Annotated in this window: 19 protein-coding genes, 1 tRNA gene and 3 pseudogenes; 11 read left to right on the top strand and 12 right to left on the bottom strand. The window is 70.8% G+C overall.

Features of this window, described 5'->3' with window-relative positions:
- Positions 1-117 precede the first annotated feature (117 nt).
- On the top strand, positions 118-1,686 hold the full coding sequence (locus C9F11_RS20355; protein ID WP_138960621.1) for a trypsin-like peptidase domain-containing protein: 1,569 nt from the start codon (positions 118-120) through the stop codon (positions 1,684-1,686).
- Positions 1,687-1,739: 53 nt separating this feature from the next.
- Positions 1,740-1,824 (top strand) — tRNA-Ser (locus C9F11_RS20350).
- A gap of 178 nt (positions 1,825-2,002) precedes the next feature.
- Here the strand turns inward: C9F11_RS20350 and C9F11_RS20345 are convergent.
- The gene (locus C9F11_RS20345; protein ID WP_249401802.1) at positions 2,003-3,004 is read right to left on the bottom strand and encodes a bifunctional DNA primase/polymerase; all 1,002 of its coding nucleotides are present in this window, start codon (positions 3,002-3,004) and stop codon (positions 2,003-2,005) included.
- Between the two features lie 369 nt (positions 3,005-3,373).
- On the opposite strand from C9F11_RS20345, the gene C9F11_RS20340 reads away from it, so the two are divergent.
- The 7 genes and pseudogenes from C9F11_RS20340 to C9F11_RS20310 form a co-directional block, all read left to right on the top strand.
- The gene (locus C9F11_RS20340) at positions 3,374-3,685 is read left to right on the top strand and encodes a hypothetical protein (RefSeq protein WP_138960620.1); all 312 of its coding nucleotides are present in this window, start codon (positions 3,374-3,376) and stop codon (positions 3,683-3,685) included.
- A gap of 353 nt (positions 3,686-4,038) precedes the next feature.
- A complete protein-coding gene (locus C9F11_RS20335) occupies positions 4,039-4,998 on the top strand; it encodes a bifunctional MaoC family dehydratase N-terminal/OB-fold nucleic acid binding domain-containing protein (RefSeq protein WP_249402204.1) in 960 nt (319 codons plus the stop codon).
- Between the two features lie 74 nt (positions 4,999-5,072).
- Positions 5,073-5,459, top strand: a pseudogene (locus tag C9F11_RS20330) (MaoC family dehydratase); the annotation flags it as partial.
- Positions 5,460-5,587: 128 nt separating this feature from the next.
- On the top strand, positions 5,588-6,754 hold the full coding sequence (locus C9F11_RS20325) for a lipid-transfer protein (RefSeq protein ID WP_138960618.1): 1,167 nt from the start codon (positions 5,588-5,590) through the stop codon (positions 6,752-6,754).
- Positions 6,755-6,806: 52 nt separating this feature from the next.
- Entirely contained in the window at positions 6,807-7,697 is an 891-nt protein-coding gene (locus C9F11_RS20320; protein ID WP_138960617.1) for a DUF1906 domain-containing protein, read from the top strand.
- 195 nt (positions 7,698-7,892) lie between these two features.
- Positions 7,893-8,444: a SigE family RNA polymerase sigma factor gene (locus C9F11_RS20315; protein ID WP_138966763.1), complete on the top strand. Its 552-nt coding sequence runs from the start codon at positions 7,893-7,895 to the stop codon at positions 8,442-8,444.
- 274 nt (positions 8,445-8,718) lie between these two features.
- A pseudogene (locus C9F11_RS20310) lies at positions 8,719-8,931 on the top strand (fatty acid--CoA ligase); the annotation flags it as partial.
- A 109-nt stretch (positions 8,932-9,040) separates the two neighbouring features.
- Here C9F11_RS20310 and hemC read toward each other — a convergent pair.
- The 5 genes from hemC to C9F11_RS20290 all read right to left on the bottom strand — a co-directional run bounded on the left by hemC (position 9,041) and on the right by C9F11_RS20290 (position 11,827).
- Positions 9,041-10,012, bottom strand: a complete 972-nt coding sequence (gene hemC, locus C9F11_RS20305; RefSeq protein WP_138960616.1) for a hydroxymethylbilane synthase — start codon at positions 10,010-10,012, stop codon at positions 9,041-9,043.
- The gene (locus C9F11_RS20300; RefSeq protein ID WP_171075800.1) at positions 10,009-10,455 is read right to left on the bottom strand and encodes an NUDIX hydrolase; all 447 of its coding nucleotides are present in this window, start codon (positions 10,453-10,455) and stop codon (positions 10,009-10,011) included. Before C9F11_RS20300 ends, hemC begins: the two co-directional genes overlap by 4 nt.
- 144 nt (positions 10,456-10,599) lie before the next feature.
- Entirely contained in the window at positions 10,600-10,773 is a 174-nt protein-coding gene (locus tag C9F11_RS47445) for a hypothetical protein (protein ID WP_171075799.1), read from the bottom strand.
- 140 nt (positions 10,774-10,913) lie between these two features.
- Entirely contained in the window at positions 10,914-11,222 is a 309-nt protein-coding gene (locus C9F11_RS48690; RefSeq protein WP_249401801.1) for a hypothetical protein, read from the bottom strand.
- A 170-nt stretch (positions 11,223-11,392) separates the two neighbouring features.
- Positions 11,393-11,827, bottom strand: coding sequence for an ATP-binding protein (locus tag C9F11_RS20290; protein ID WP_138960613.1), 435 nt, complete (start codon positions 11,825-11,827; stop codon positions 11,393-11,395).
- Positions 11,828-11,985: 158 nt separating this feature from the next.
- Between C9F11_RS20290 and C9F11_RS20285 the strand changes: the two genes are divergently transcribed.
- Positions 11,986-13,338: a transcriptional regulator gene (locus tag C9F11_RS20285; protein WP_138960612.1), complete on the top strand. Its 1,353-nt coding sequence runs from the start codon at positions 11,986-11,988 to the stop codon at positions 13,336-13,338.
- Positions 13,339-13,398: 60 nt separating this feature from the next.
- Here C9F11_RS20285 and C9F11_RS20280 read toward each other — a convergent pair whose 3' ends face one another.
- Genes C9F11_RS20280 through C9F11_RS20270 form a run of 3 tightly spaced genes read right to left on the bottom strand, consistent with a single transcriptional unit; the run spans position 13,399 to position 14,875 of the window.
- Positions 13,399-13,662, bottom strand: a complete 264-nt coding sequence (locus tag C9F11_RS20280; protein ID WP_138960611.1) for a hypothetical protein — start codon at positions 13,660-13,662, stop codon at positions 13,399-13,401.
- The gene (locus C9F11_RS20275; RefSeq protein WP_138960610.1) at positions 13,659-13,895 is read right to left on the bottom strand and encodes a hypothetical protein; all 237 of its coding nucleotides are present in this window, start codon (positions 13,893-13,895) and stop codon (positions 13,659-13,661) included. The genes C9F11_RS20280 and C9F11_RS20275 overlap by 4 nt, the downstream gene beginning before the upstream one ends.
- 53 nt (positions 13,896-13,948) lie before the next feature.
- On the bottom strand, positions 13,949-14,875 hold the full coding sequence (locus C9F11_RS20270; protein ID WP_138960609.1) for an N-acetylmuramoyl-L-alanine amidase: 927 nt from the start codon (positions 14,873-14,875) through the stop codon (positions 13,949-13,951).
- A gap of 263 nt (positions 14,876-15,138) precedes the next feature.
- Here C9F11_RS20270 and C9F11_RS20265 point away from each other — a divergent pair.
- Positions 15,139-16,336 (top strand): annotated as a pseudogene (locus tag C9F11_RS20265) (IS110 family transposase).
- A 58-nt stretch (positions 16,337-16,394) separates the two neighbouring features.
- On the opposite strand, the gene C9F11_RS20260 reads toward C9F11_RS20265, so the two are convergent.
- Genes C9F11_RS20260 through C9F11_RS20250 form a run of 3 tightly spaced genes read right to left on the bottom strand, consistent with a single transcriptional unit; the run spans position 16,395 to position 22,267 of the window.
- Positions 16,395-18,029 carry a right-handed parallel beta-helix repeat-containing protein gene (locus C9F11_RS20260; RefSeq protein ID WP_249401800.1) on the bottom strand — a complete coding sequence of 545 codons (1,635 nt, stop codon included), beginning with the start codon at positions 18,027-18,029 and terminating at the stop codon, positions 16,395-16,397.
- A 14-nt stretch (positions 18,030-18,043) separates the two neighbouring features.
- Positions 18,044-20,188 (bottom strand): hypothetical protein, encoded by a 2,145-nt coding sequence (locus tag C9F11_RS20255; protein WP_138960608.1) that lies wholly within the window; start codon positions 20,186-20,188, stop codon positions 18,044-18,046.
- Between the two features lie 21 nt (positions 20,189-20,209).
- Entirely contained in the window at positions 20,210-22,267 is a 2,058-nt protein-coding gene (locus C9F11_RS20250; RefSeq protein ID WP_138960607.1) for a hypothetical protein, read from the bottom strand.
- Positions 22,268-22,339: the final 72 nt, after the last annotated feature.

Raw genomic sequence — 22,339 nt, 5'->3', positions numbered from 1 at the left:
CATGGGAAAAGCTGACTGGGACAACTGAACGGTTGACCGGGTATCCGACCTGTGCTGCCCCGGGCCGATCTTTGGCCGTGACCGAGTACGACAGCGTGGACCGAGGAGAAGAAAGCTGTGAGCACCGAGAACGAGGGCACTGCGGTCCCCCCGGCCCCGTCCGCACCTCCTGTGCCGGTGGACACTCCCGCTGCTCCCGCCGCCCCTCCCGCAGCGGAGGCGTCCGCGAGGCCGGAGCCCGCGTCCGCGCCCGCCCATGAGCCCGCCGCGGCGCCCGCGCCCGAGCAGGCGCCGCAGGACGCCGCGCAGGCCCAGGCCCAGCCCCAGGCGCCCGCCGCGCCGCCGGCGCCCCAGATCCCGGACCCGTACGCCCATACGACGGCCGCGCAGCCGACGGCCGCGCACCCCACCGCCGCGCACGCCCAGGCCCCCGGGGCCGCGTCCGGCGGCTCCTGGCCGCCGCCCCCGCCCCCCGCCGTGCCGTCGTACACGCAGGGCGGAGGCTCGGGATGGGGTTCCTCCTGGACGGCCGAGCAGCCGTCCGCGCCCAAGCCGGGCGGCCGCCGTCGCGGCGGTCTGTTCGCGGCCGTGCTCGCGGCGGCCCTCGTCGCGGGCGGCGTGGGCGGCGGCATCGGCTACTGGGCGGCGGACCGCAACGACGACAGCAGCACGGACTCCACGACGGTCTCCGCCTCGGACGCCCCTGCCGACCTCAAGCGCGAGCCGGGCTCGGTCGCCGGCATCGCGAGCAGGGCGCTGCCGAGCGTGGTCACCCTGGAGGCCCAGAGCGGCAGCGGCGAGGGCGGCACGGGCACGGGCTTCGTGTACGACAAGGAAGGCCACATCCTCACGAACAACCACGTGGTGGCCTCGGCCGCCGAGGGCGGCAAGCTGTCGGCCACGTTCTCGAACGGCAAGAAGTACGACGCCGAGGTGGTCGGCCGCGCGCAGGGGTACGACGTGGCGGTCATCAAGCTCAAGAACAAGCCGGCGAACCTGCGCCCGCTCGCGCTCGCGGACTCCGACAAGGTCGCCGTCGGCGACTCCACCATCGCCATCGGTGCCCCCTTCGGCCTGTCCAACACGGTCACGACAGGCATCGTCAGCGCGAAGAACCGCCCCGTCACGTCCAGCGACGGCGCCAGCAGCAAGAGCTCGTACATGAGCGCCCTGCAGACCGACGCCTCCATCAACCCGGGCAACTCCGGCGGCCCCCTCCTGGACGCGCGCGGCGCCGTCATCGGCATCAACTCCGCCATCAAGCCCGCCGACAGCGGGGGCGGTGTGGGCGGCGGCCAGTCCGGCTCCATCGGCCTCGGCTTCGCGATTCCGGTGAACCAGGCGAAGAACGTCGCACAGCAGCTGATCAAGACCGGCCAGCCCACGTACCCGATGATCGGCGCCTCGGTCTCTCTGGCCGACGCCTCGGGCGGCGCGGTGATCTCCGACCGCGGCGCCGCCGGCTCGGGCCCCGCGGTCGAGCCGAACGGCCCCGCGGCCAAGGCGGGCCTGAAGTCCGGCGACGTCATCACGCAGCTCGACGACACGGTCATCGACAGCGGCCCGACCCTGATCGGCCAGATCTGGACCCACAAGCCGGGTGACAAGGTCAAGATCACCTACGAGCGCGACGGCAAGGAGCGCACGGTCGACGTGACCTTGGGCGAGCGCAAGGGCGACAGCTGACCCGCTACTCTTGACCCCGCGCAAGCCCGCCCGATCACACGGCGGCAGCGCGGGGTGGGTTGCCCGAGCGGCCTAAGGGAACGGTCTTGAAAACCGTCGTGGCGCGAGTCACCGTGGGTTCAAATCCCACACCCACCGCGGGTGCTGGCCCAGGGCCAGTCGTCGAAGGGGCGTCCGGAGAGATCCGGGCGCCCCTTCGTGTGTGAGGGACGTGTGTGAGGGGCCGCCCCTGGGGTGCCCGGTGCCTGGTGTCCGGTGTGCGTGGCTGGTTCGGGTCGGGGGCCGGGGTCGCGTCGTGTGGCACGCGTGCGTGGCGTCAGGCGTGGCCCGTCAGGCGGGCCGCTGAAGCGATCGTGGAGCGGGCCTCGCGGAGGGTGAGGCCGACGCGTAGGGCCGCCTCGATGAGGGGGGCGGCGAGGGCTTCGCCCAGGCCGTTCTCGTAGGCGCGGCAAGCGGCCCAGAAGAGCCGGGTGTTGCGCTGGCCCTCGTGCGCGGCGAGGACGAACTGGACCAGGCCCTGGCCCTGTTGGGCGGCCTCGGGGCCGTCCGCGCGCGGGGGTGCCGCCGGGCGGCGGCGGAGCGGGGGCACGAGCAGCCGCAGGAGGGCCTCGGGGCACGGGGCCGGGGGCAGGTGGGCGGTGCCCGGCACGGTGCTGTACACGCCCTGCTCGGTGCGCGAGCCGGGGCCGACCAGATAGCCGCCCGCGCCCCGGATGTCGATGCCGGGGGCCAGACGGCCCGCCGAGTTGGGCACGACGACGTCCGGCGGCCCGGAGAGCCAGACGTGACGCCCGCCGCTGGGGGTGGTGACGACGACGGTCTCCGGGATGGTGAACAGGTGCCGCAGCGCCAGCTCGCGCAGCGCGGCAGGGGCGTCGGCGCCGGACTTGGTGTCCAGGTCGATGCCGATCAGGTGGTACGGCGGCAGCCCGCACGCGATGCCGTAGCCCGACGCCCAGGGCGCCGCGGCGAACAGCTCGCGGATGCGCACCGGGTCGGTGGAGGCGTCGTACACGCCGTGGCCCAGGCGTCCGCACTCGCCGTGGCACGGCGGGGGGTGCGGGTCGTCGTGGTGCGGCGAGCGCAGTGCGGGGAGCTTGCCGCGGGACAGGGGGATGACGGCGAGGCCCCGCTCGGCGGCGGACAGGGCGTGGGCCAGCGCGAGGGTGGCGGTGTGGCGCTCGGCCGCGTGGCGGGCCCGCGCGCGGGGTGCCGGTTCGTGGGGCCGTGGCTCGTGGGCGGACGGGTGCTCGGCGGCCGGTTCGTGCGGGCCGTCGTGGGCGGGGCGGTCTTCGGCATGGCGGTCGCTGGGGGCCATGACTTCATTTTCGTACTAGCGTTCGATGAAGGGAAGGGGGAAGGGCGCGCAGGGTGGCCGGATGGGGGCAGCGCCCCCTTTTGCCGGGGTTTTGCCGGAACGCTTCAGCCCGTGCGGCGTCTGGGGTCGGCTGGGGTGAGGGTGCTGAGCTGGGGCGTTGATGGAGCGAAGCGGGTTTATCGACTTGTCCTCACGCTTGCGGGGGAATAGTGACTTCCGGGGTGGTTCGGCGGGGATTCGGTGGGCAACTCTGGATGCGCGACGTCGTGCAGATCTCCAGGGCGGTCGGCCAACTGCCCTGGAACAAGCCGTATTTCAGGTGCGCCCGGCAGGGGCCGGAGCTCACCCCCCGTTCTGGAGGAAATAGACATGGCAAGCATCCGTACCGCCCGTGCCCTCGCCGCCGTCGCCGCACTGCCGCTGGCTGCCGCCCTCTTCTCGGGTGTCGCGATGGCCGACAACGGCTCGTTCGCGGACAACGGATCGAACGCGGGTGTTGCGGTCGTCAACGGCAGCGGTGTCGGCGATGACAACAACGGCAACTCCTCGACCACTCAGCAGCAGGCGGTCGGCAACGGCGCCTCCAACCAGAGCAACACGGCTCAGGTGAACGGCTCCGCGTTCACGGACATCGACCAGTCGAACGCCAACGTCGCCGTCAACTTCAGCGAACTGTGGTGAGCCGGGGCCTCGTCGGGGAGTGATCCTCGGGGCCTGCTCTGTGGGGTGATGTGACAGTTTGCGCGGCGGTGCCTCGGGCCCCGCCGCGCAGCTGTGTGTGCGGGGCGCGGCGGCGGGCGTCGGCTCCCCGTCTTGACACCCGTACGGAAACTGACGGACAGTCAGAAACCAGTGGCGCGGCGGCGGGACATCCGTGGGAACCGACGCGGCGGCTGCGGTGTGCCGAATGTGTCAGGAGCTCGCGGGGGCGGTTGATCGGGGCGGCGGAGGGGACGACGGTGACGGGCAGCGCGCGGAGCAGGGCGGACGGACCGGCGACGGGACCGGACGGACCCGACCGGTGGTACGGACGGCTGAAGGCGTACGAGGGCCGGTCCGCGGCCGAGTCCGGCCACGGCAGGGACCCGGTCAACGCGCCGATGATCCGGCATTGGTGCGAGGCCGTCGGCGACACCCACCCGGCCTATCAGGGACCCGACGCGATCGCCCCGCCGACCATGCTCCAGGCCTGGACGATGGGCGGCCTCGCGGGCCACGCGACCCGCTCCGAGGCGTACGACGAGCTGCTCGCGCTGCTCGACGACGCCGGGTGCACCTCGGTGGTCGCCACGGACTGCGAGCAGGAGTATCTGCGCCCGCTGCGGCCGGGCGACGAGATCACGTTCGACGCGGTGATCGAGTCGGTGTCGGACCGCAAGACGACCAAGCTCGGCGCGGGGTACTTCGTGACGACCCGGATGGACATCCGCGCGGGCGGCGAGCTCGCGGGCACCCACCGCTTCCGGATCCTCAAGTACCGCCCCGCGAAGCGGCGGCCGACCGCCACCCCTGTCGGCCGGGGGCGCGGAGCCGCCCCGGCCACCCGCCCCCGCCCGGTGGTCAACAGGGACAACGCCGGGTTCTGGGAGGGCGTGGCCCGGCACCGCCTGCTCATCCAGCGCTGCGGGGCCTGTGGCACGCTCCGCTTCCCCTGGCTGCCGGGCTGCGGGGCCTGCGGCTCCCCCGAGTGGGACACGGTCGAGGCGAGCGGTGAGGGCACCGTCTACTCGTATGTGGTGATGCACCACCCGCCGTTCCCGGCCTTCGCGCCGGACGGGGCCTCCGGCGGGGCGAGTCCGTACGCCGTGGTGCTCATCGAGCTCGCGGAGGGCGTGCGGATCATCAGCAATCTGGTGGGGGTACCGCACCGGGCCGTGCGGATCGGGATGCCGGTGCGGCTGGAGTTCCAGCGGGTGGACGAGGACCTGGAGCTGCCGGTGTTCCGGGCCCTGGAGGGTGCGGCCGTGGCTGCTCCGGAAGGGGGCGAGGGCTGATGGGGCGCGCGGGGACGGGCCACGCCGGTGCGGGGCGCGCGGAGCGGGGGCATCCGCCGAAGGCCCCGGCCGCCCTGAGGGAGGGTGACGCGCTGCCGCCGCTGGAGATCCCGATCACGCGCACGCTGATCGTCGCGGGAGCGATCGCCTCCAGGGACTACCAGGACGTGCATCACGACGCGGAGCTCGCCAAGGAGAGGGGCTCCCCGGACATCTTCATGAACATCCTCACCACCAACGGCCTGGTGGGGCGCTACATCACCGACCACTTCGGCCCTCGCGCGATCCTCCGCCAGGTGAAGATCAGGCTGGGCGCGCCCAACTACCCGGGCGACACGATGGTGTTGACGGGCACCATCGAGGAGGTCACCCGCGCCCCGGAGGGCGTCACGGCGACGGTCAGGGTCGTCGGGGCCAACGGCATGGGCAAGCACGTCACCGGCATGGTGACGGTGACCGTGCGCGCGCCCTCGGGCGGCGCGGCCCCGGCGGACGAGGCGAGGTCAGCGCGCGGCCCGGCTCCGGACGGCCCGGCCCCGGACGGCCCGGCTCCGGGCGGCCCGGCCCCAGTCGTGGCAGGAGGTGCCGCATGAGCGTGCGGGCGCGGGACGATCTCGGGGGCAGGGCGGCGGTCGTCGGGATCGGGGCCACCGAGTTCTCCAAGGACTCCGGGCGCAGCGAGCTGACCCTGGCCGTGGAGGCGGTGCGGGCGGCGCTCGACGACGCGGGCCTCGCCCCCGCCGACGTCGACGGCCTGGTCACCTTCACGATGGACACGAGCCCGGAGATCACGGTCGCCCAGGCGGCGGGCATCGGCGAGCTCTCCTTCTTCTCCCGGGTGCACTACGGCGGCGGCGCGGCCTGCGCGACCGTCCAGCAGGCGGCGCTCGCGATAGCCGCGGGGGTGGCCGAAGTGGTGGTCTGCTACCGGGCGTTCAACGAGCGGTCCGGGCGCCGCTTCGGCGCCGGAGTCAGCCATCGCGAGCCCTCGGCGGAGGGGGTCGCACTCGGCTGGGCGCTGCCCTTCGGACTGCTCACCCCGGCGTCGTGGGTGGCGATGGCCGCGCAGCGCTATCTGCACACCCATGGGCTGACCCCGGAGGTCTTCGGCCATGTGGCGGTCACCGACCGGAAGTACGCGGCGACGAACCCGGCGGCGTACTTCCACGGCAGACCCATCACGCTGGAGGAGCACGCGGCCTCCCGGTGGATCGTGGAGCCGCTGCGGCTCCTGGACTGCTGCCAGGAGACCGACGGCGGACAGGCCCTCGTCGTCACCAGCGTGGAGCGGGCCCGGGACCTGCCGCAGCCGCCCGCGGTGATCGCCGCCGCCGCGCAGGGCGCGGGCCGGGCGCAGGAGCAGATGACCAGCTACTACCGGGACGATCTCACCGGCCTGCCGGAAATGGGCGTCGTGGCACGGCAGTTGTGGCGCACCTCGGGGCTCGCTCCCGGCGATGTCGACGTCGGGATCCTCTATGACCACTTCACGCCGTTCGTGCTGATGCAGCTGGAGGAGTTCGGGTTCTGCGCGCCGGGCGAGGCCGCGGAGTTCGTCGCCAAGGAGCGGCTGCCGCTGAACACCCACGGCGGACAGCTCGGCGAGGCCTATCTCCACGGGATGAACGGCATGGCGGAGGCCGTGCGCCAGCTGCGCGGCACCGCGGTGAACCAGATACCCGGCGCCGCGCACGCCCTGGTCACGGCGGGCACCGGCGTCCCCACTTCGGGGCTGATTCTGACGGCGGACGGCTGAACGCGGCGCGTGTCCCGGTCCTGGCACCCACCCCGGCCCGTTCACTCGCCGTATGCGCCACCGGAAGAAGATCACTGGCCTTGTCCTCGCCCTCGCCCTGGCGACGCTGGCCCTGGACACCTCGCACCCACCCGAGGGTTCGGGGCCTGCCGAAGGTTCCGGGCCCGCGCGCCCGGCGGTCCTCGGGGGACCGACGGGGCCGGGCCGGCACGCGGCGGCGGCCCGGCCCGGGGTCTTCGACGGCCAGGCCTTCGACACCTGTCTGACGCCGTCGGCCGACACCATGCGGCGCTGGCTCGACTCGCCGTACCGCGCGGTGGGCGTCTACTACGCCGGGCGCGGCCGGGCCTGTCAGGACCAGCCGCAGCTGAGCAGCGCCTGGCTGTCGGCGGTCGACGAGATGGGCTGGGGCGTGCTTCCGGTGTACGTCGGCTCGCAGTCCCCATGCGTACGGGCGGAGAACAAGCAGCACGTCCGCATCGGAAGCGAGCCCGGACCCCAGGGCACCCGGGAGGGACACGACGCGGTGCGCCGGGCCGCGGCGCTCGGCATGGGGCCGGACAGTCCGCTCTACCTGGACATGGAGGCGTATGCGTACCAGAACGGGAAATGCGCCACGGCCACGCTCACTTTCGTACGGGCCTGGAGCCGCGAAGTGCGCAGCCACGGCTACGTACCGGGGTTCTACAGCAGTGCCGACTCCGGCGTAGCGCACCTGGAGTCGGCGCGCCGGGCGGGGGTCGACGACCTGCCGTCGATCATGTGGTTCGCCCGCTGGAACAACCGGCCCGACCTGTACGGTGAGCAGGGACTTCCCTGGTACGCCTGGCATCCGGAGCGCCGGATCCACCAGTACGCGGGCAACGTCACGGAGCGGTACGGCGGGCGCACCCTGCAGATCGATCGCAACCTGGTGCACGCGCCGGTGGCCCTGCTGGAGTGAGCGGTGACCGGAGCCGAGTGGGCAAGCGGTTTCCGGTTCCTCAGGGTCGAACCCTCAGGGGTGTGCTCCTTCTCCTCCACCTTCAGGAGGTGAGGCTACCTCCCCTCGTACAACCTGAGGCGGACACGGCTTCGGGACCTGCGGCCGATCCGCAGATGTAGGGGGCGCTTCTAGCGTGGAGCCATGACCGCATCCATGGTGTCCGTGTGCACCAGCGCATCGAAGGCCGCGACGCGGGGCGCGGGTCCTTCCGCCTACCCGTCGTTCGCCTCGTACGTCCGGGCCCGCCAGCCCGTGCTGCTGCGCACCGCCCGCTCGCTGACGGCGAACCCGAGCGACGCCGAGGACCTGCTGCAGACGGCCCTGACCAAGACCTATGTGGCCTGGGACCGGATCGAGGACCACCGGGCGCTCGACGGGTACGTGCGCCGGGCCCTGTTGAACACGCGCACGTCGCAGTGGCGCAAGCGCAAGGTCGACGAGTTCGCCTGTGACGAGCTGCCCGAGCCGGAGACCGTGCCGGCCGGTGACCCCGCCGAGCAGCAGGCCCTGCACGACGCGATGTGGCGCGCGATCATGAAGCTGCCGGCGCGGCAGCGGGCCATGGTCGTCCTGCGGTACTACGAGGACCTGAGCGAGGCCCAGACGGCCGAGGTGCTCGGGGTGTCCATCGGCACGGTCAAGAGCGCGGTGTCGCGGGCGCTCGGCAAGCTCCGCGAGGACCCGGAGCTGACGCCGGTCCGCTGAGCGACCAGTCGGCCGACCGGCCCGTCGGCGCGCCAGCCGGCCAGCCGGCCAGCCGACCAGCCGGCCAGTGGGCCGGTCGGCCGTTCCGGAGGCGCGTCGTCCGGCCCGGGCGCCGGGCGAGTGGCGGTCGTAGCTCAATTTGCGTTCTTGTGCGCTCGCGGTAGTGACATACCGCTCGGTATGCGGCGAGAATCTGGGGCTACCGCCAGGTAGAGCGCCGGGAGCACCCGGCCGCCTGCCGCCCGCCGACCGGGAGGACGCCGTGCTGAGCACCATGCAGGACGTACCGCTGACCGTGACCCGCATCCTCAACCACGGCGAGACCGTGCACGGGACATCGCAGGTCACCACCTGGACCGGCGACGGTGCGCCACAGCGCCGCAGCTTCCGGGAGATCGGCGCCCGCGCCGCCCAGCTCGCCCACGCCCTGCGCGACGACCTCGGGGTCAGCGACGACGAACGCGTCGCGACGTTCATGTGCGACAACCTGTGTAAAACACTCGGCCAGTGACCTCGGCGAACGCACGGCAGGCAGGAAGCGGCCCCGATACCTCCTGAGAGGTATCGGGGCCGTCGTCTGCGTGCGATGGGCAACCTCAGTGGGGGATGCCCTCGATGATCTCGCGTGCTCCCTGGCGTAGCAGTTCGGCGCAGACGCGCGTGCCGAGTACGGCGGGGTCGTTGTTCCGCTCGCCCCAGAAGTGAGCGTGGACGAACTTGGAACCGTCGCGGGAGAACACCATCCCGCGGAGCGTGAGCTGTCCGTCAGGTTCGGTGATGCAGTACCCGGCGATGGGGCTGTTGCAGTGTCCGCGTAGGCCGTGCAGCATGACGCGCTCGGCGGTGATCTCGGTCATGGTGCGTTCGTGGTTGAGCTGGGAGAGGAGTCCGGCGACGGGTTCGTCGTCGCGGCGGCATTCGAGGCCGAGGGCACCAGCGCCTACGGCAGGTAGCAGCTCGTCGACATTGAAGACCTGTCGGCCGCGGTGCGCGATGCCGAGACGTTCGAGGCCAGAGGCTGCGAGGATCATCGCGTCGAGCTTGTGGTCGATGGCCTTCGTGCCGTCGAGCTTGTCGACGCGGGTGCCGACTGCGCCGCGGACGCGAACGACGTTGAGGTCGGGGCGGACGCGGTTGATTTGTGCTTTGCGGCGTACGGCTGAGGTGGCGACGGTTGCGCCTGGGGGCAGGTCGTCGAGGGTCTGCCGGTCGGAGCCTTCGGGGAAGAGTAGGACGTCGCGCACGTCGTCGCGTGGGAGGTAGGCGGCGAAGACCAGGCCCTCGGGCATGGCTACGTCTCCGGGTACGTCCTTGATGCAGTGCACGGCCATGTCGACTTCGCCGCGCTGCAACATCTGGTCGATTTGCTTGACGAACAGACCTTTCCCGCCGAGTTTGGCCAGGTCGCCTTGCCAGAGGTCGGCCTCGGTGGTGACGGGCACGACCTTGATGTCGAGGTCGGGCTCGTGCTTGCGGAGCAGGGCGGATACCTGCTCGACCTGTGCGAGCGCCATAGGTGAGCTGCGCGTTCCGATGCGCAGCTTGCGGGCGGGAAAGTCGTTGGTCATGGGCGGGGAGTCCTCTCGGTTCGTGATTCACGGTAGTGGGCCGATCCAGGGGTCAGGAGCGGTCCCCGTATCCGTGTTGCGAGTGCCGGGTGAAGTAGCTGGAGCGCGGTTTCCGGGGCTTGCCATCCCCAGTCGTCGATCTCGTCGGACTGCAATACGACGTGCGCTGTGTCTGCTGGCGTCAGTACGGGGCCCGCGAAGACCAGGGCGAGGCGGTCCCGGCGTCCGGGACGGGTGGCCTGTAGCCACTCGACGGCGAACAGGTGGTGCTCGCTGAGGTCGAGGTTGAGGCCGATCTCTTCCCGGACTTCCCGGCGTGCGGCGTCGAGGGGCGACTCGCCTTGCTCAACGCTGCCCCCGGGGAGGTGCCACGTGCCCCCGCGGGCGGATCGGACGATCAGCAGTCGATCACTGGGGTCTGTGATGAGGACCGTGGCGGTCACGGGAAGCCCGGTTGGGGCGTTCGCACTCACGAGGCACCCCCGGGGTTGACGGTGGCGGTACCGATCATCGAGCAGCCGAGGGGCAGGGCATCGTCGATGTGCCATGCGCCCCACGTGATCGGGTGAGTGTGCGTCCCCGGTTGGCTACAGCAGGCGAGCGAGCGACGGCGGCATGAAGAGGCCGCGGGCCCGGTGCTGCGCCCACACGAGCGTGACGTCGCCGTCGTTGCGGCGTGAGTAGCCGAGGCACAGCTCGCAGCCGTCGAGGTGCTGCGGCGGCACCCTCTCGGGGTGCACCTCGGCGATGTGCCGCGCCACCTGTAACTGTTCCCAGAAGCACCCTTCGGGCGCACCCCACTTGCGAGCGAGCCGACACAGCCACCGGACACACTCCTGGCAATCCCACATGAAGGGCGGCGGTATGGGCAGTGCGTTGTCCTCGGCCGGTCCATCAGTCATCACCGGGTCCGAATGGTCGTGGCACCCATGTAGGCGCGATCCGTGCGGACGGCACGCGCGAGGTACGTCTCGACGGCGTCAACGCCTAAGTGGCCGGGCGGAAGGGGTTCGAGGCAGACCGTCAGGCAGACCGGGCCGCCCGCGGTGACATGGTGGCGCCACAGACGGCTGGGGGACGGTAGCCGCATGTAGTAGCGAGGGTGCCCGTAGTCGAGGGCGACGTACCGTCCACGGACGATCAGGCGTGCTCCGACGATCGGCACGCGCTCGACGGCGCGCCGAAGGTGCATCGCGTCGACCAACCCCATCAAGTTGTCTTCGACCGACTCAGTTGTCTCGTGCGCCCGCCGTGGGGGACCGTGGGCGATCAGGACATACGCAATGGGGCCCGCGAGCTTGGGCACGTTGACCCACGTCGACACGGTGCACCCGGCAGCGAATCCGGGACCGGGCGCCGCCCGGAACGATACGGAGCAGTTCATCGTGTTACCTCCGCCCATACGGCTTTACCGAGCGGCCGGTCAACGACGTCCCACCGCGCCGCGAGTGCGTGAACGATGTGCAGGCCGCGCCCGCGGGAGCGCTCCCCTGATTCGGTTCTCATGTGCGGGCGTCTGCGGCTGGGGTCGTGTACCTCGATGCGCACACGCTCCGACGTCGTCATGACGACGACGAGCAGGGAGTCGCCCGGCTCGGTGCCGTAGCGGTAGGCGTTCGTGACGAGTTCCGAAACGATGAGTACGACTTCGTCGCGCCGGTCGTCACTCAGCGGCTGGTCGTCGTGGTCTAAGAGGTCGCGCACGTACGCGCGGGCCCGCGCGGGTGCTTCGTCGTCCGCGGGGATCATCGCCTGCGCCGGGGGACCGTTGGGTGTGGCGTAGCAGGGCACCGGGTCCCGCCGTTGTTTGATCATGCCTAACCCCTTCGGGCAGTCACGACGCGCCGTCGTCGCTGCTTCGAGTGGATGGGTTTGTCTGAACTAGGCAACACGTGCTGCGGAACCGCGGGTACCGTCGAGGGGGGTGTCGAAGGGTGTCGCTTTCGTCGCCCACGGTCGCGGAGGTGCGGAGAATGGGAACGCCGAACGACGAACTCGCGTACTGGCTTGGACGCTCGGGGATCAGCCGTAAAGGCTTGGCGCGCCTCGTGCAATCAAAGGTGCATGAGTGGGGGCAACCGAATATCGCTCCCAACGCGACCAGTGTTCGGCGCTGGTTGGAAGGTGAGAAGCCGCGCGCACCTGTTCCTGACATTCTGGCCGCGGTGTTCTCAAGGCACTTCGGTTGGCGCCTCATGACATACGACCTTGGGCTCGGCGACGGAAGTTCAGTCGATGCCGCCCTCGCCTACGACCCGTCGTTCGCAGCTACCGTGGAAGTCGTAGCCGACCTGGGGAGAGCTGACGTGGATCGACGAGCGTTTCTATCAGCCGCACCGTTCGCCGCGGTGGCCGGTGTCGGTCCCTCGCGGGACTGGCTCGTGGCCACCCTTGACCAGGAACCCGAACCAGGCCCGCGGGTGCGGCTGGAAGACGTGTCCGCGGTAAAGAACATGTTCAGCACGTTCCAGAAGATGGACGTCCTACAGGGCGGCGGGTCTGGGCGCCTGGTGCTTGCCGAGTACATGAACCAACACGTCTACCCGTTGTTGCGGCGGTCGCACGTCGACACCGTGCGGCGCGCACTGTGCGAGGCCGCTGCCGAACAGACGTATCTACTCGGGTGGATGGCCTTTGACAACGGCGAGCACTCCGTCGCGCAGCGCTACCTAATCCAGGCGCTACGCCTTGCGCAGGAGTCGCGTAACGCTCCCCTCGGTGCGCACGTCCTAGCTGGTATGGCCGATCAAGCAACGCTGCTCGGTGACCCTGCCGAGGGGCGGCGCCTGGCCCAGGCGGGCCGACATGGGCTGTCGAAAGCTGATTCGCCCGCCTGCCTCGCTGATCTGTGGTGCCTGGAAGGGCGGGCGCTGGCACTGCTCGGCGAGAAGAAGGCGGCGGCCCGCGCGGTTGTGCAGTCGGAACACTCGTACGAGCGGGCAGACTTGGCGGAGGAGGCGGACTGGGCGGCGTTCATCGATCCGGCCTACCTGCACGGTGAACATGCAAACACCATGCGGGACTTGGGCGAGGCAAAGGCCGCCGAGGAGCACGCGAGCCGATCGATCGAGCACGCTGAGAAGCAGAACCGGGCCCGACGGGGTGCCATGTCGCAAGCGGCGCTAGCGGTGTCTTACCTGCAACGGCGGGACCTTGAAAAGGCGCACGCGGCAGGGCTTCGGACGCTGAAGCTGTCGGGACAGGTGAAGTCGTCGCGCGCGCTAGAGGCCGTGCAAGATCTACAGCGGCGCATGGAGCCCTTCGGTGGTCACCGCTTGGTTGCCGACTTCAACGCGCGGGCGCGAGAGCTGGTCACTGCGGCGTAGATGCTGGAACGGCAGAACGCCCCCCGCAACGGCCGTGAGTGGCCGTTGCGGGGGGCGTTGTCATGATCTGGTGAGTTGCCACACGGACAGGGCTAGGCCGAGCGCGGCGACCAGGGCGGCCACGGACGGGAGTGGCCACCGGGCCCGTTCGAGGGCGTCGAGGCGGGTCTCGTGGTCGGCGATGGCGCGGTCGGTCTGCTCGCCCCGCTGCACGAGCAGGGCGAGGGAGCCGTCGACCCGGGCAAAGCCGGTCTCCATCGTGCCCCTGAGCCGTTCCAACTCGACGGCGACCGCGGCCGGATCGGACGGGGTGGGGATGGTCACCGGGTGCCGCCGTCGGGGTCGTCGACCAGGCCGATGCCGAAGCGGTCGAGCAGGGCCTCGACGCTGGGCAGGGCCATCACGCGGGCGAGGCCGCCCGCCGCGGCGAGTCCGCCCGATACCCACGGCAGGGAGTCGGGCACTCCGGATGCGGCGACGATGCCGGGCAGGGCGACGGCGAACGCCACGGTGCCCTGAAGGACGGTGCGGATGGTGCGCTTGTTCTCGGGGGTCATGGGTGGTGCTCCTTGCTTGGTGTGGGTGAGGTGGTGTGGTGCGGCTCGTCGCGCTACTTGGCGTAGGCGAGGCGGTGCAGGGCGGCCCATCCGCGCGGGCCGATGGCGGGGTCGTGGGACTTGCCAGCGGCGCGGTAGGCGGGGTGGGCGTTGTGGAACTTGGCCACGGCGGTTTGGGTCTGGGGGCCGTAGGCGTCGGCCTCGGGCACGCTCTTGGCGAGGTATCCGGCGGCCTTCAGCGCGCGCTGGAGCGGCCGCGCCGAGGGGCGGGTGCGGCCCGGGGCAAGGCCCGCCGGGAAGCGCGGCGGGGTGTAGGGCTTGGGCTTGCCCGGGGTCGGCGGCTTGGTCGGCGGGGTGTCGTCGTCGAGCAGCTCGGCGACGCGCGCGCGGATCTTGGCCATGGTGAGGGCGGGCCCGCCCTTCTTGCCGATCGGGCCGCGGGGGTCGACCTTGCCGGGCTGCCACTCAAGGTGGCCGATCACGGATCGCTCGTCCCACCCGTGCTTGCGGCAGATCCCGGCGGCGGTGCGGGCGATGGCCTCGATCTGGACCTCGGGCCACGGGTCGTCGCCGTCGCCGAGGTTGATGCACTCGAAGCCGTAGAAGTAGCGGTTGCCGTCGGTGTTCGCCTCATTGTCGGCGGGCAGCGGCGAGCGCTCGGCGGTGACCGCGGCGAGGACGTCGTCGTCGCCCAAACCGGCGTGGTTGGCGCGGCCGTAGCCGACCAGGTGCACGCGGCCGCTCTTGTCGATGACGCCATGGCACAGCGGGCCGGGCAGGGCCGCGTGTCCGTCGCGGCACATGGCGACCGAGTGCGCGGTGCCGGACGTCACCGTGTGGTGGATCATGATGCCGTGTATGGGCCCCCACGGGCCCTTGTGGTTGCGGTTGTGCTCGGGCCAGTTGCCGACGCCGACGACGTCGACGCCTTCGCCCGCGATGGCGTTGCGGAACGCGGTCGGGGACAGGGGAGGAGCCATAAGGGGTGTCTCCAGACATGAAAAAAGCCTTAGAACTGTTGGTGTGGTTCTAAGGCGACTTGGGCAGGTTTGATCTGGTCCGGGGGAACCGGGTGTGGCTGATGAGAAAGTGCCGCGCAGATGGCTCCCGGGGCATGGCCGCCCGGTTCCCTTGGACGCTCTGACTGCTGATTGAGAGTTGCGACCCATCGCTGACTAAGGCTTCGACGGCGGGGTGTTCCTCGGACCACGAACTTGCAGGTCACTAGGGGTGAGGACGCGCGGTGGGTACGAGACATCAGCTGATCTGGGTGGGCATCGACGCGGGCAAGGGTCACCACTGGGCGGCGGCGATCGACGGCGACGGTGAACGGCTACTGTCGCGGAAGGTGATCAACGACGAGGGCGAGGTCCTCTCGCTTCTCGCCGACGTGCTGGCCATGGCGGAGGAGGTCCGCTGGGCGGTGGACATCTCCAGCCGCCCGTCCGCTCTGCTGCTGACCCTTCTGCTCGCGCGTGGCCAGCAGGTCGTCTACATCCCCGGCAAGACCGTGAACCGCATGACCGGTGCCTACCGCGGCGAGGGCAAGACCGACGCCAAGGACGCCCGGATCATCGCCGACCTGGCCCGGCTACGGCGGGACTTCCGCCCCATTGAGCCGTCGGTGGAGCTGTCCAGCGGGCTCCAGCTTCGTTGGCTACCGCCAGGACCTCATCTCTGACCGGGTTCGGCTGATCAACCGGCTGCGCGAGGTCCTGGTCGGTGTCTGTCCGGCCCTGGAGCGGGCCTTCGAGTTCCGCAAGCGGCCGGGGCTGGTCCTGCTGACCGGCTACCAGACACCGGCCGCCATCCGGCGCATGGGAGTGAAACGGCTGACGGAATGGCTTGCGCGCCGGAAGGTGCGGACCCCAGCCGTGTTCGCCGAGCGTGCCGTCGAGGCCGCCGCCTCGCAACACACTGTGCTGCCCGGCGAGGATCTGGCGGCGAAGCTCGTGAACGAGCTGGCCCATCGTGTCCTCGAACTGGACGAACGAATCAAGGAGAACGAGCAGGCCATTGCCGCCCTGTTCCGCACGGACGAGCGGGCCGAAATCATCGAGTCCATGCCCGGCATGGGCCCAATCCTCGGCGCCGAGTTCCTGGCCCTCGTCGGCGACATGACCTCGCACAAGGACGCAGGTCACCTGGCCGCTCACGCCGGCCTCGCCCCCGTCCCACGAGACTCCGGCCGACGGACCAACAACATGCACCGGCCCAAGCACTACAACCGGCGCCTGCGGCACGTCTTCTACATGTCCGCCCACACGGCGATGACGCTGCCCGGCCCGTCCCAGGACTACTACCGCAAGAAGCGCAAGGAGGGGCTGTTGCATACCCAGGCCGTGCTCTCGCTGGCCCGGCGACGAGTGGATGTCCTGTGGGCCATGCTCCGCGACAAACGGCTGTTCACCGCAACCCCACCCCTGCCTCGGGCCGCTTGACAAAGGGCATTGAGATGCCCCGGCGCGATGCGCGGGGCGTACGGGATGGAGTGCGAGTTCAGGCGAGGTCGGCCGCGCTGGTGTTGGTGTTGATGCTGGCCGGGTCGTCCACGGGCCGGGATCCGGTGTCGGTCCACGTGGAGCCGCGCCAGTCGTTGCCGTACCGGTGGATGAGCGAGCACGTGTTCGTGATCGACAGTCCGTTGATCGCCTCATTGCCCGACCCGTTGGGCCGGACCTTGTTCCCGGACAGGGAGACCGACGAGGCGCTCGTCGAGAGGCGGATGCCGTAGTACGTGTTGTTCGCGGAGCGGCCGGGCGACTTGATGTAGCTGTCGCGGATGTGGATGTTGTTGCCGTCCTGGACCAACACCCCGTTACCGCCCGGGTACATGATCACGTTGCCCGTCAGGGACGTGTGCGTACAGGTCACGGCGGTCATGCCGTGCGCGCCGGGGCTGTAGATCTGATTGCCGGTCACCGCGCCGTTGTCCGAGGTCTCCATCGAGACGGCCGTACCGTCGACATTGCAGATGGAGTTCCCGGAGATCGTGAAGCGCTGCACCTGTTGCAGCCGGATCCCGTTCTGGCTCGCGGCGCTGCCGTCGATGGAGTTGTCGCCGACAGTCAGGTTCAGAATCTGCCCGGACGTCTCGCCGAGGGCGACGATCGGCTCGTCGTAGCCGCCACCCTGACGGAACGTGCAGCCGGTGATCGTGGCATTGCGCATGGACTGTGAGGCGCCGGTCTGCGTGCCGTCCGGCCGCTTGGTGTCCTCGGTGTCGGTGAGGATCACCGTGCGCAGGCGCACCCCCGAGCCGCACTGCGTGAAGTTGCAGCCCGTCACCGTGGTGTCTTCCCAGTTGTAGGCACTGATCGCATACTGAGTGACCCCCTCGAACGTGCAGTCACTGAGCCGTATCCGGCGGTGGTACTTGGTGATCGTCGCCGAGTGACTGCCCACGCCGCGTGGCCATGCCGTCGTGCCGCTCGTGCCGGACGCTCCGAAGTAGCAGCCGGACACCGTGACGTCCTCGCACGGCGTGTGGTCGTACGGGCCGAACCCGCCGAACACGCCGCTCGACTTGGCGAGGTCGATCTGTACGGCCTCGGAGAAGTCGCGGGCGCCGGGGTCGACGTAGCCGAGGAACCGGCAGTTCTCGATGGTGGCGCGCTTCGTCGAGTTCAGCTCGATCGCGTGATAGCCGGACACGTCCCGGATCTCGACGTCGCGGATGGTGATGTCACGGGCGTGGCCGATGCTCATGCACATGGCCGAGGCGGACAGGGCGGGCACGGTGCCCTGACAGTCCCAGACGCCGCCCTCGATCGTGATGGAGCCATGTCCGGTGTAGCCGCTCCGGGTCTGTCCGGCATCACCGTTGATGATCACTGTTTCGGCCGCGCCCCGGATGAAGCGGGCGCCCGGCAACAGCGTGAGCCGGGTCGAGTCGTAGATCCGCAGGGGAAGGGTGGCGAGCAGGTACCGGCCGGGCGGGATGATCACCCAACCGCCGCGGGTCTTGGCGGCGTTGAGCGCGGCCTGAATGGCGGGGGCGTCATCCACGGTGCCGTTACCGGTGGCCCCGAAGGCGGTGACCGTCAACGACTCCGAGAGTCGTTCGAGCATGTATTGCAGGCGTCCGGCGGTCATCGTCATGCCGGGGAGCCACTGAGCCACGGGCGTGGACACGGGCGGAGATCTCCTTAGAGGGATACGTAGGCGGGGCGGGCGAGCTGCACGGGGGCGCCCGCGGGGTGTGCGAGGGCGAGGCCGTTGGCGGCGCGGGTGACGGTGAATCGCTGGCGTCCGCCCGTGAGTGAGGCGACGTCGGTCACGACCAGGTGCTCGCCGCCGATCTGCACCGGGAGCGGGAGCGCTTCCGGCATCGCGGCGCGGCTTGGCCACAACGGACCGGCGGATACCCGCACGTCGAGGGAGGTCGCCTCTGGCCCGACCGGGGCGGCGAGGCTGGTGTCGTCGCTGGCGACGGTGGCGTACTCGCCGTCGTCGAGTGCGGCGACCAGCCACGGCCCGCCGGGCGAGCATGTGAACGTGATCTCCCACGTGCGTACGCCGAGGGTCTCGGTGTAGCCCTCGACGAGTAGCTCGATGGCCTCGGGCGGTAGCCACGGCGGTGGGTGGAGGATGCGGGCGCGGGCGCCGACGTCGACGGCGGCGACCTGCTCGATCAGGTGCGGCGCCTGGTGCAGGGCGACGGACACCGACGGGTAGCGCGGGGCGTCCCAGGTGCCGAGGTGCAGGTGCCACCACGCGTACGGCGCGGTCTGCTCGTCTTCGAACAGGCCGAGCGTCGTACTCGCGGCGTAGCGGCCGATGCCCGCGGGCGGGGCCTGCACGGACAGGGGCCCCGTCTCGCGCACTGCGCGGCCGGAAGAGCCGCCCTCGCGGACGATGGTGATGTCGTTGCGTACGGCCTGGTCGTCGTCGACGGGTTCGAGAGGGGCGACGACCTCGCGGGCCGCGTAGTCGAGGGTGAGGGCGGCGGGTTGGGTGTAGAGGGTGGCGCGGGTGCGGAACGCGAGGGAGAGCGCGTCGCGCTGCTCGTGCAGCATCCCGCCGTCGGCCTCGGCCGCGACCTGGAGCAGGTCCACCAACGAGGTGATGGCCTGTGCGCCTAGTCGGGTGCCGGGTGCATCGGGGCGGCCGGTGTAGGCGAGGGGTATCTGTTCCTCGGCGGCGAGCCGCGTCATGCGGCGTGAGAGCGGCTCGCCCGCCCACGCGATCATGGAGGGGGCCGTCGAGTCGAACGCGTCGAGCGCGTTCGCCACGGCAACATGACCGACGGCCAGCTCGCCCGCCTTGCCGCCGCCCACCGTGACGTGGGTGATGCGGCCGATGGCGTTGGGCACGGTCTCGCCCTGCCACTGGTACAGCCGCCCGCCCAGGACGTAGGTGTACTGGTCGATGTCCATGAAGTACAGGCGCCACGAGGTACTCAGCGGCTCCTGCCTGACGTCCAGGCGCAGACTCAGGCGGTGGCCGAGCAGGGAGTCGCCGCCGCCGTTCACGCGCACGACCTCGATGCCGAGTGCGGTGCGGCCGTACATGTTGAGCTTGCCGTCTGGCTTCAGGGCGATCGTCCAGCGGGATACCCAACCGGTGCACACGATCGTGCACAGCACGGTCTCGGCCTCGGGCGCCTGCTCGGGGAGGGCAACGAAGAGACGGAGCGCTGTCTCAGGGGTGGTGGGGTAGGCGGGCACGGTGCCGGTGGCCGCGCCCTCGCCGAGCGTGGGCAGCGCGTCGGATGCCGCATAGGCGGTGTACGCCCCCGGTTTGATGCCGGGGGTGGTGATGCGCATGGGCGGGCCGCCGGGCAGCGCCGAGCCGAACTCTGTTGCTCCTGTGCCGCTTTCGAGCGGCCAGTAGGCGACGATGCTCGTACGGGAGGGGGCGGAGTACTCGCGGCGCAACGCGGAGTGCAGCGGGGCGGCGCCCTGCCCCAGGCGGCGCAGGATGCCCGCGGCCGTGACGGACACCGACACGTCATGCGCGGTGCCCCACTTCACCGGCCATCCGGGGACCTCGCCCACGAACCGCACCAGCCGCGGACCGTTCGGCCCGTTGGGGGCGACGGAGACGCGTACGGGGGTGTTGCGGCCGATCCGCCCGTACAGGTCACTGCGCGGGTTGCGGGGGCTGTAGCGGCCACTCGTGTTGTCGAGGACGAAAACACAGGTGGCCGCATCGGTGCGGGCGCCCTCGTCGGGGCGCCCGCGGGTGATGGTGATCGGGTTCTCGGTGTAGACGTCGCTGGTGATGTCCAGCCACGTGCCGCCGAGTTGCAGTTCGACGCGGACGTCGAGCGGGTCATCGGGAAAGGCCATGCGGCACCTCCTTTGTGGGTGTCAGGTGCCGAAGGCGGTCTGTACGGAGCCGCGGCCGTCGACGCGGACCATGCGGCGTACGAGGCGCTTCCATTCGGCGTCGGCGCCGGTCACGTCGAGGACCAGGCGCCCGCCGCCGACCGCGTCGCCCGCGGCCGTACCGGTCTGCGCGGCCATCGCCGCGGCGGTGGCCTGCCCGGGGGTGGGAGTGGTCACGAGGTTGCGCATGGTGCGATCGACCGCGCCCTGTCCCGACTCGATGCCCTGCACGATTCCGGCGGGAATCCAGCGGCCGACCTGGTCAGCCATGACCTTGGACGGGCTCGCGATCCCCAACGCCTTGGCCACGGGGCCGGGGATGATGCTCTTGGCCCAGCCGATCAAGGTGTCGCGGAGCCAGCCGCCCATGGACTTGATGCCGCGCCACAGGCCGCGCACGACGTCGCGGCCCTTGCCGGTGAGCAGACCACCGAGCGACCCGATGCCGCTCGCGATGCGCCGGGGCATGCCGCGCACCCACACGAGAAACTCGGCGGCCTTCTGACCCGCAGCCGTGCGGAACGCCTGAAAGCCGTTCACGGCCGATCGGCGCAGACTGACCGGCAGACCGGCCAGCGCCGACGCGGTGCGCCCCGGCACCCCGGCAAGCCAGATGGTCAGTTCGACGATCTTGCCGACTGCGGCGTCTTTGGCGCTGCCGAACCAGCCGCCGAGCCGACTAGGCAGCGAGCCGAACCAGCCCAGCGCGGCGCCGATGCCGGATACGGCCGTATCGGTGGTCGATTGGATGAAGCCCCACGCAGCCGACCAACCGCGCTGGAGCCAATCCGTTTTCGTCGCGATCAGCACCACCACGGCGACCAGGGCGACGATCGCAGCGATGATCCAAAACACAGGGCTCGCGAACATCGAGGCGTTCAGGGCCCATTGGCTACTGGTCCAGATGGCGTTACGCGCGGCGACCACGGTCTGAGCGAGCGCCCATGCCTTGGTGGCGACGGTGACGGAGCCGATGACCACGGCGAGCGCGGTGAGCACCGGGGTGGGTACTGCGGTGAGGATCTGCGCGAGGATCAGGGCGAGTTGGGCCGTGACGCCGAGCAGGGGGGAGAGGGCGACGAGCACCTCGACGGCGGCGCCGCCGAGGTCGCCGAGGGTTCCGGCGCCCTGCTCGGCCAGGTCGAGGAACGTCGCGAAACCCTCGGAGTCGTCCAGCGAGGTGCCCCAGTCGGCGAACGCGGCCGACATGGTCACCAGGCCGCCGGTCACCCCCGCCGAGGCGGGCAAGAACGCCTGCAGCAACCCGGCGAACCCCACGGCGAAGTTCTTGACCACGGTCAAGATGTCGCGCAGCGCGGGCCCGGCAACCGCGCTTGTCTCGCTCACCCACTCCTTGAACTCGGCCGACTTGATGCCCGTGGAGATGTCGTCGAAGAACCCGGAGAACGCGCCCGCGGCGGCCTCAACGAACGGAGTCAGGGAGGGCAGCAGGCTTCGAAGGGCGGTAAGGCCCTTGGTGACCACCGGCATGGTGGTGGTCGAGAGGGAGTCTGACCACGCCTGGTAGTCGCTCTTCAGGCCGATGAACGCGGTGGCCGCATCCCGGGTCGCCGGGGGGAGTTGGGCGAGCGCATCGTTGTATTCCTGCTGCTTCTCGGCCGCGTCTGCGGCGCCCTCGGCCGCTGCCTTCTCGGCCTCGGCCGCAAGGTCGGCGACCTCCTGGACGGCCTCCATCTGCGGGCCAACCGCAGCAGAGAACGCCTTGACCGCCAATCCGGCGGCGACGGCGCCCGCGGCCAGGCCCATGAGCGCGGCGGTGCCCGCGGCCACGATCGGGACCGCGCCGCCGACCAGCGCCAACCCCTTGGCCGCGCGCACCGCGCCGGAACGAACGCGGTCGCCGAGCGCGCCGCCCATCGCCGCGGACTCCGCAACGAAGCGCCCGCGCAGATCTCGCAAGCGGCCATCGGTGCCGCGGACAAGGTCATCCATGCCCGCGCGGGTGCGGGCGAGTCCACGCCGCGCCCCGGAGTCGTCGAGGTCAATGAAGCCGGTGAGTTCGCCGACGGTCAGCGCCACGCGCCCCACCTCCCGTCGTGCTCGGTGGTGGGCGCGGGCCGCTACAGCGGACTACCGCGGGGGTTGTTCAGG

Origin of the sequence: Streptomyces sp. YIM 121038, from assembly GCF_006088715.1 — a bacterium.
Taxonomy (GTDB): domain Bacteria; phylum Actinomycetota; class Actinomycetes; order Streptomycetales; family Streptomycetaceae; genus Streptomyces.
Note: the sequence above shows the minus strand (reverse complement) of the source record. Positions and strands in the feature narration are given on the sequence as shown.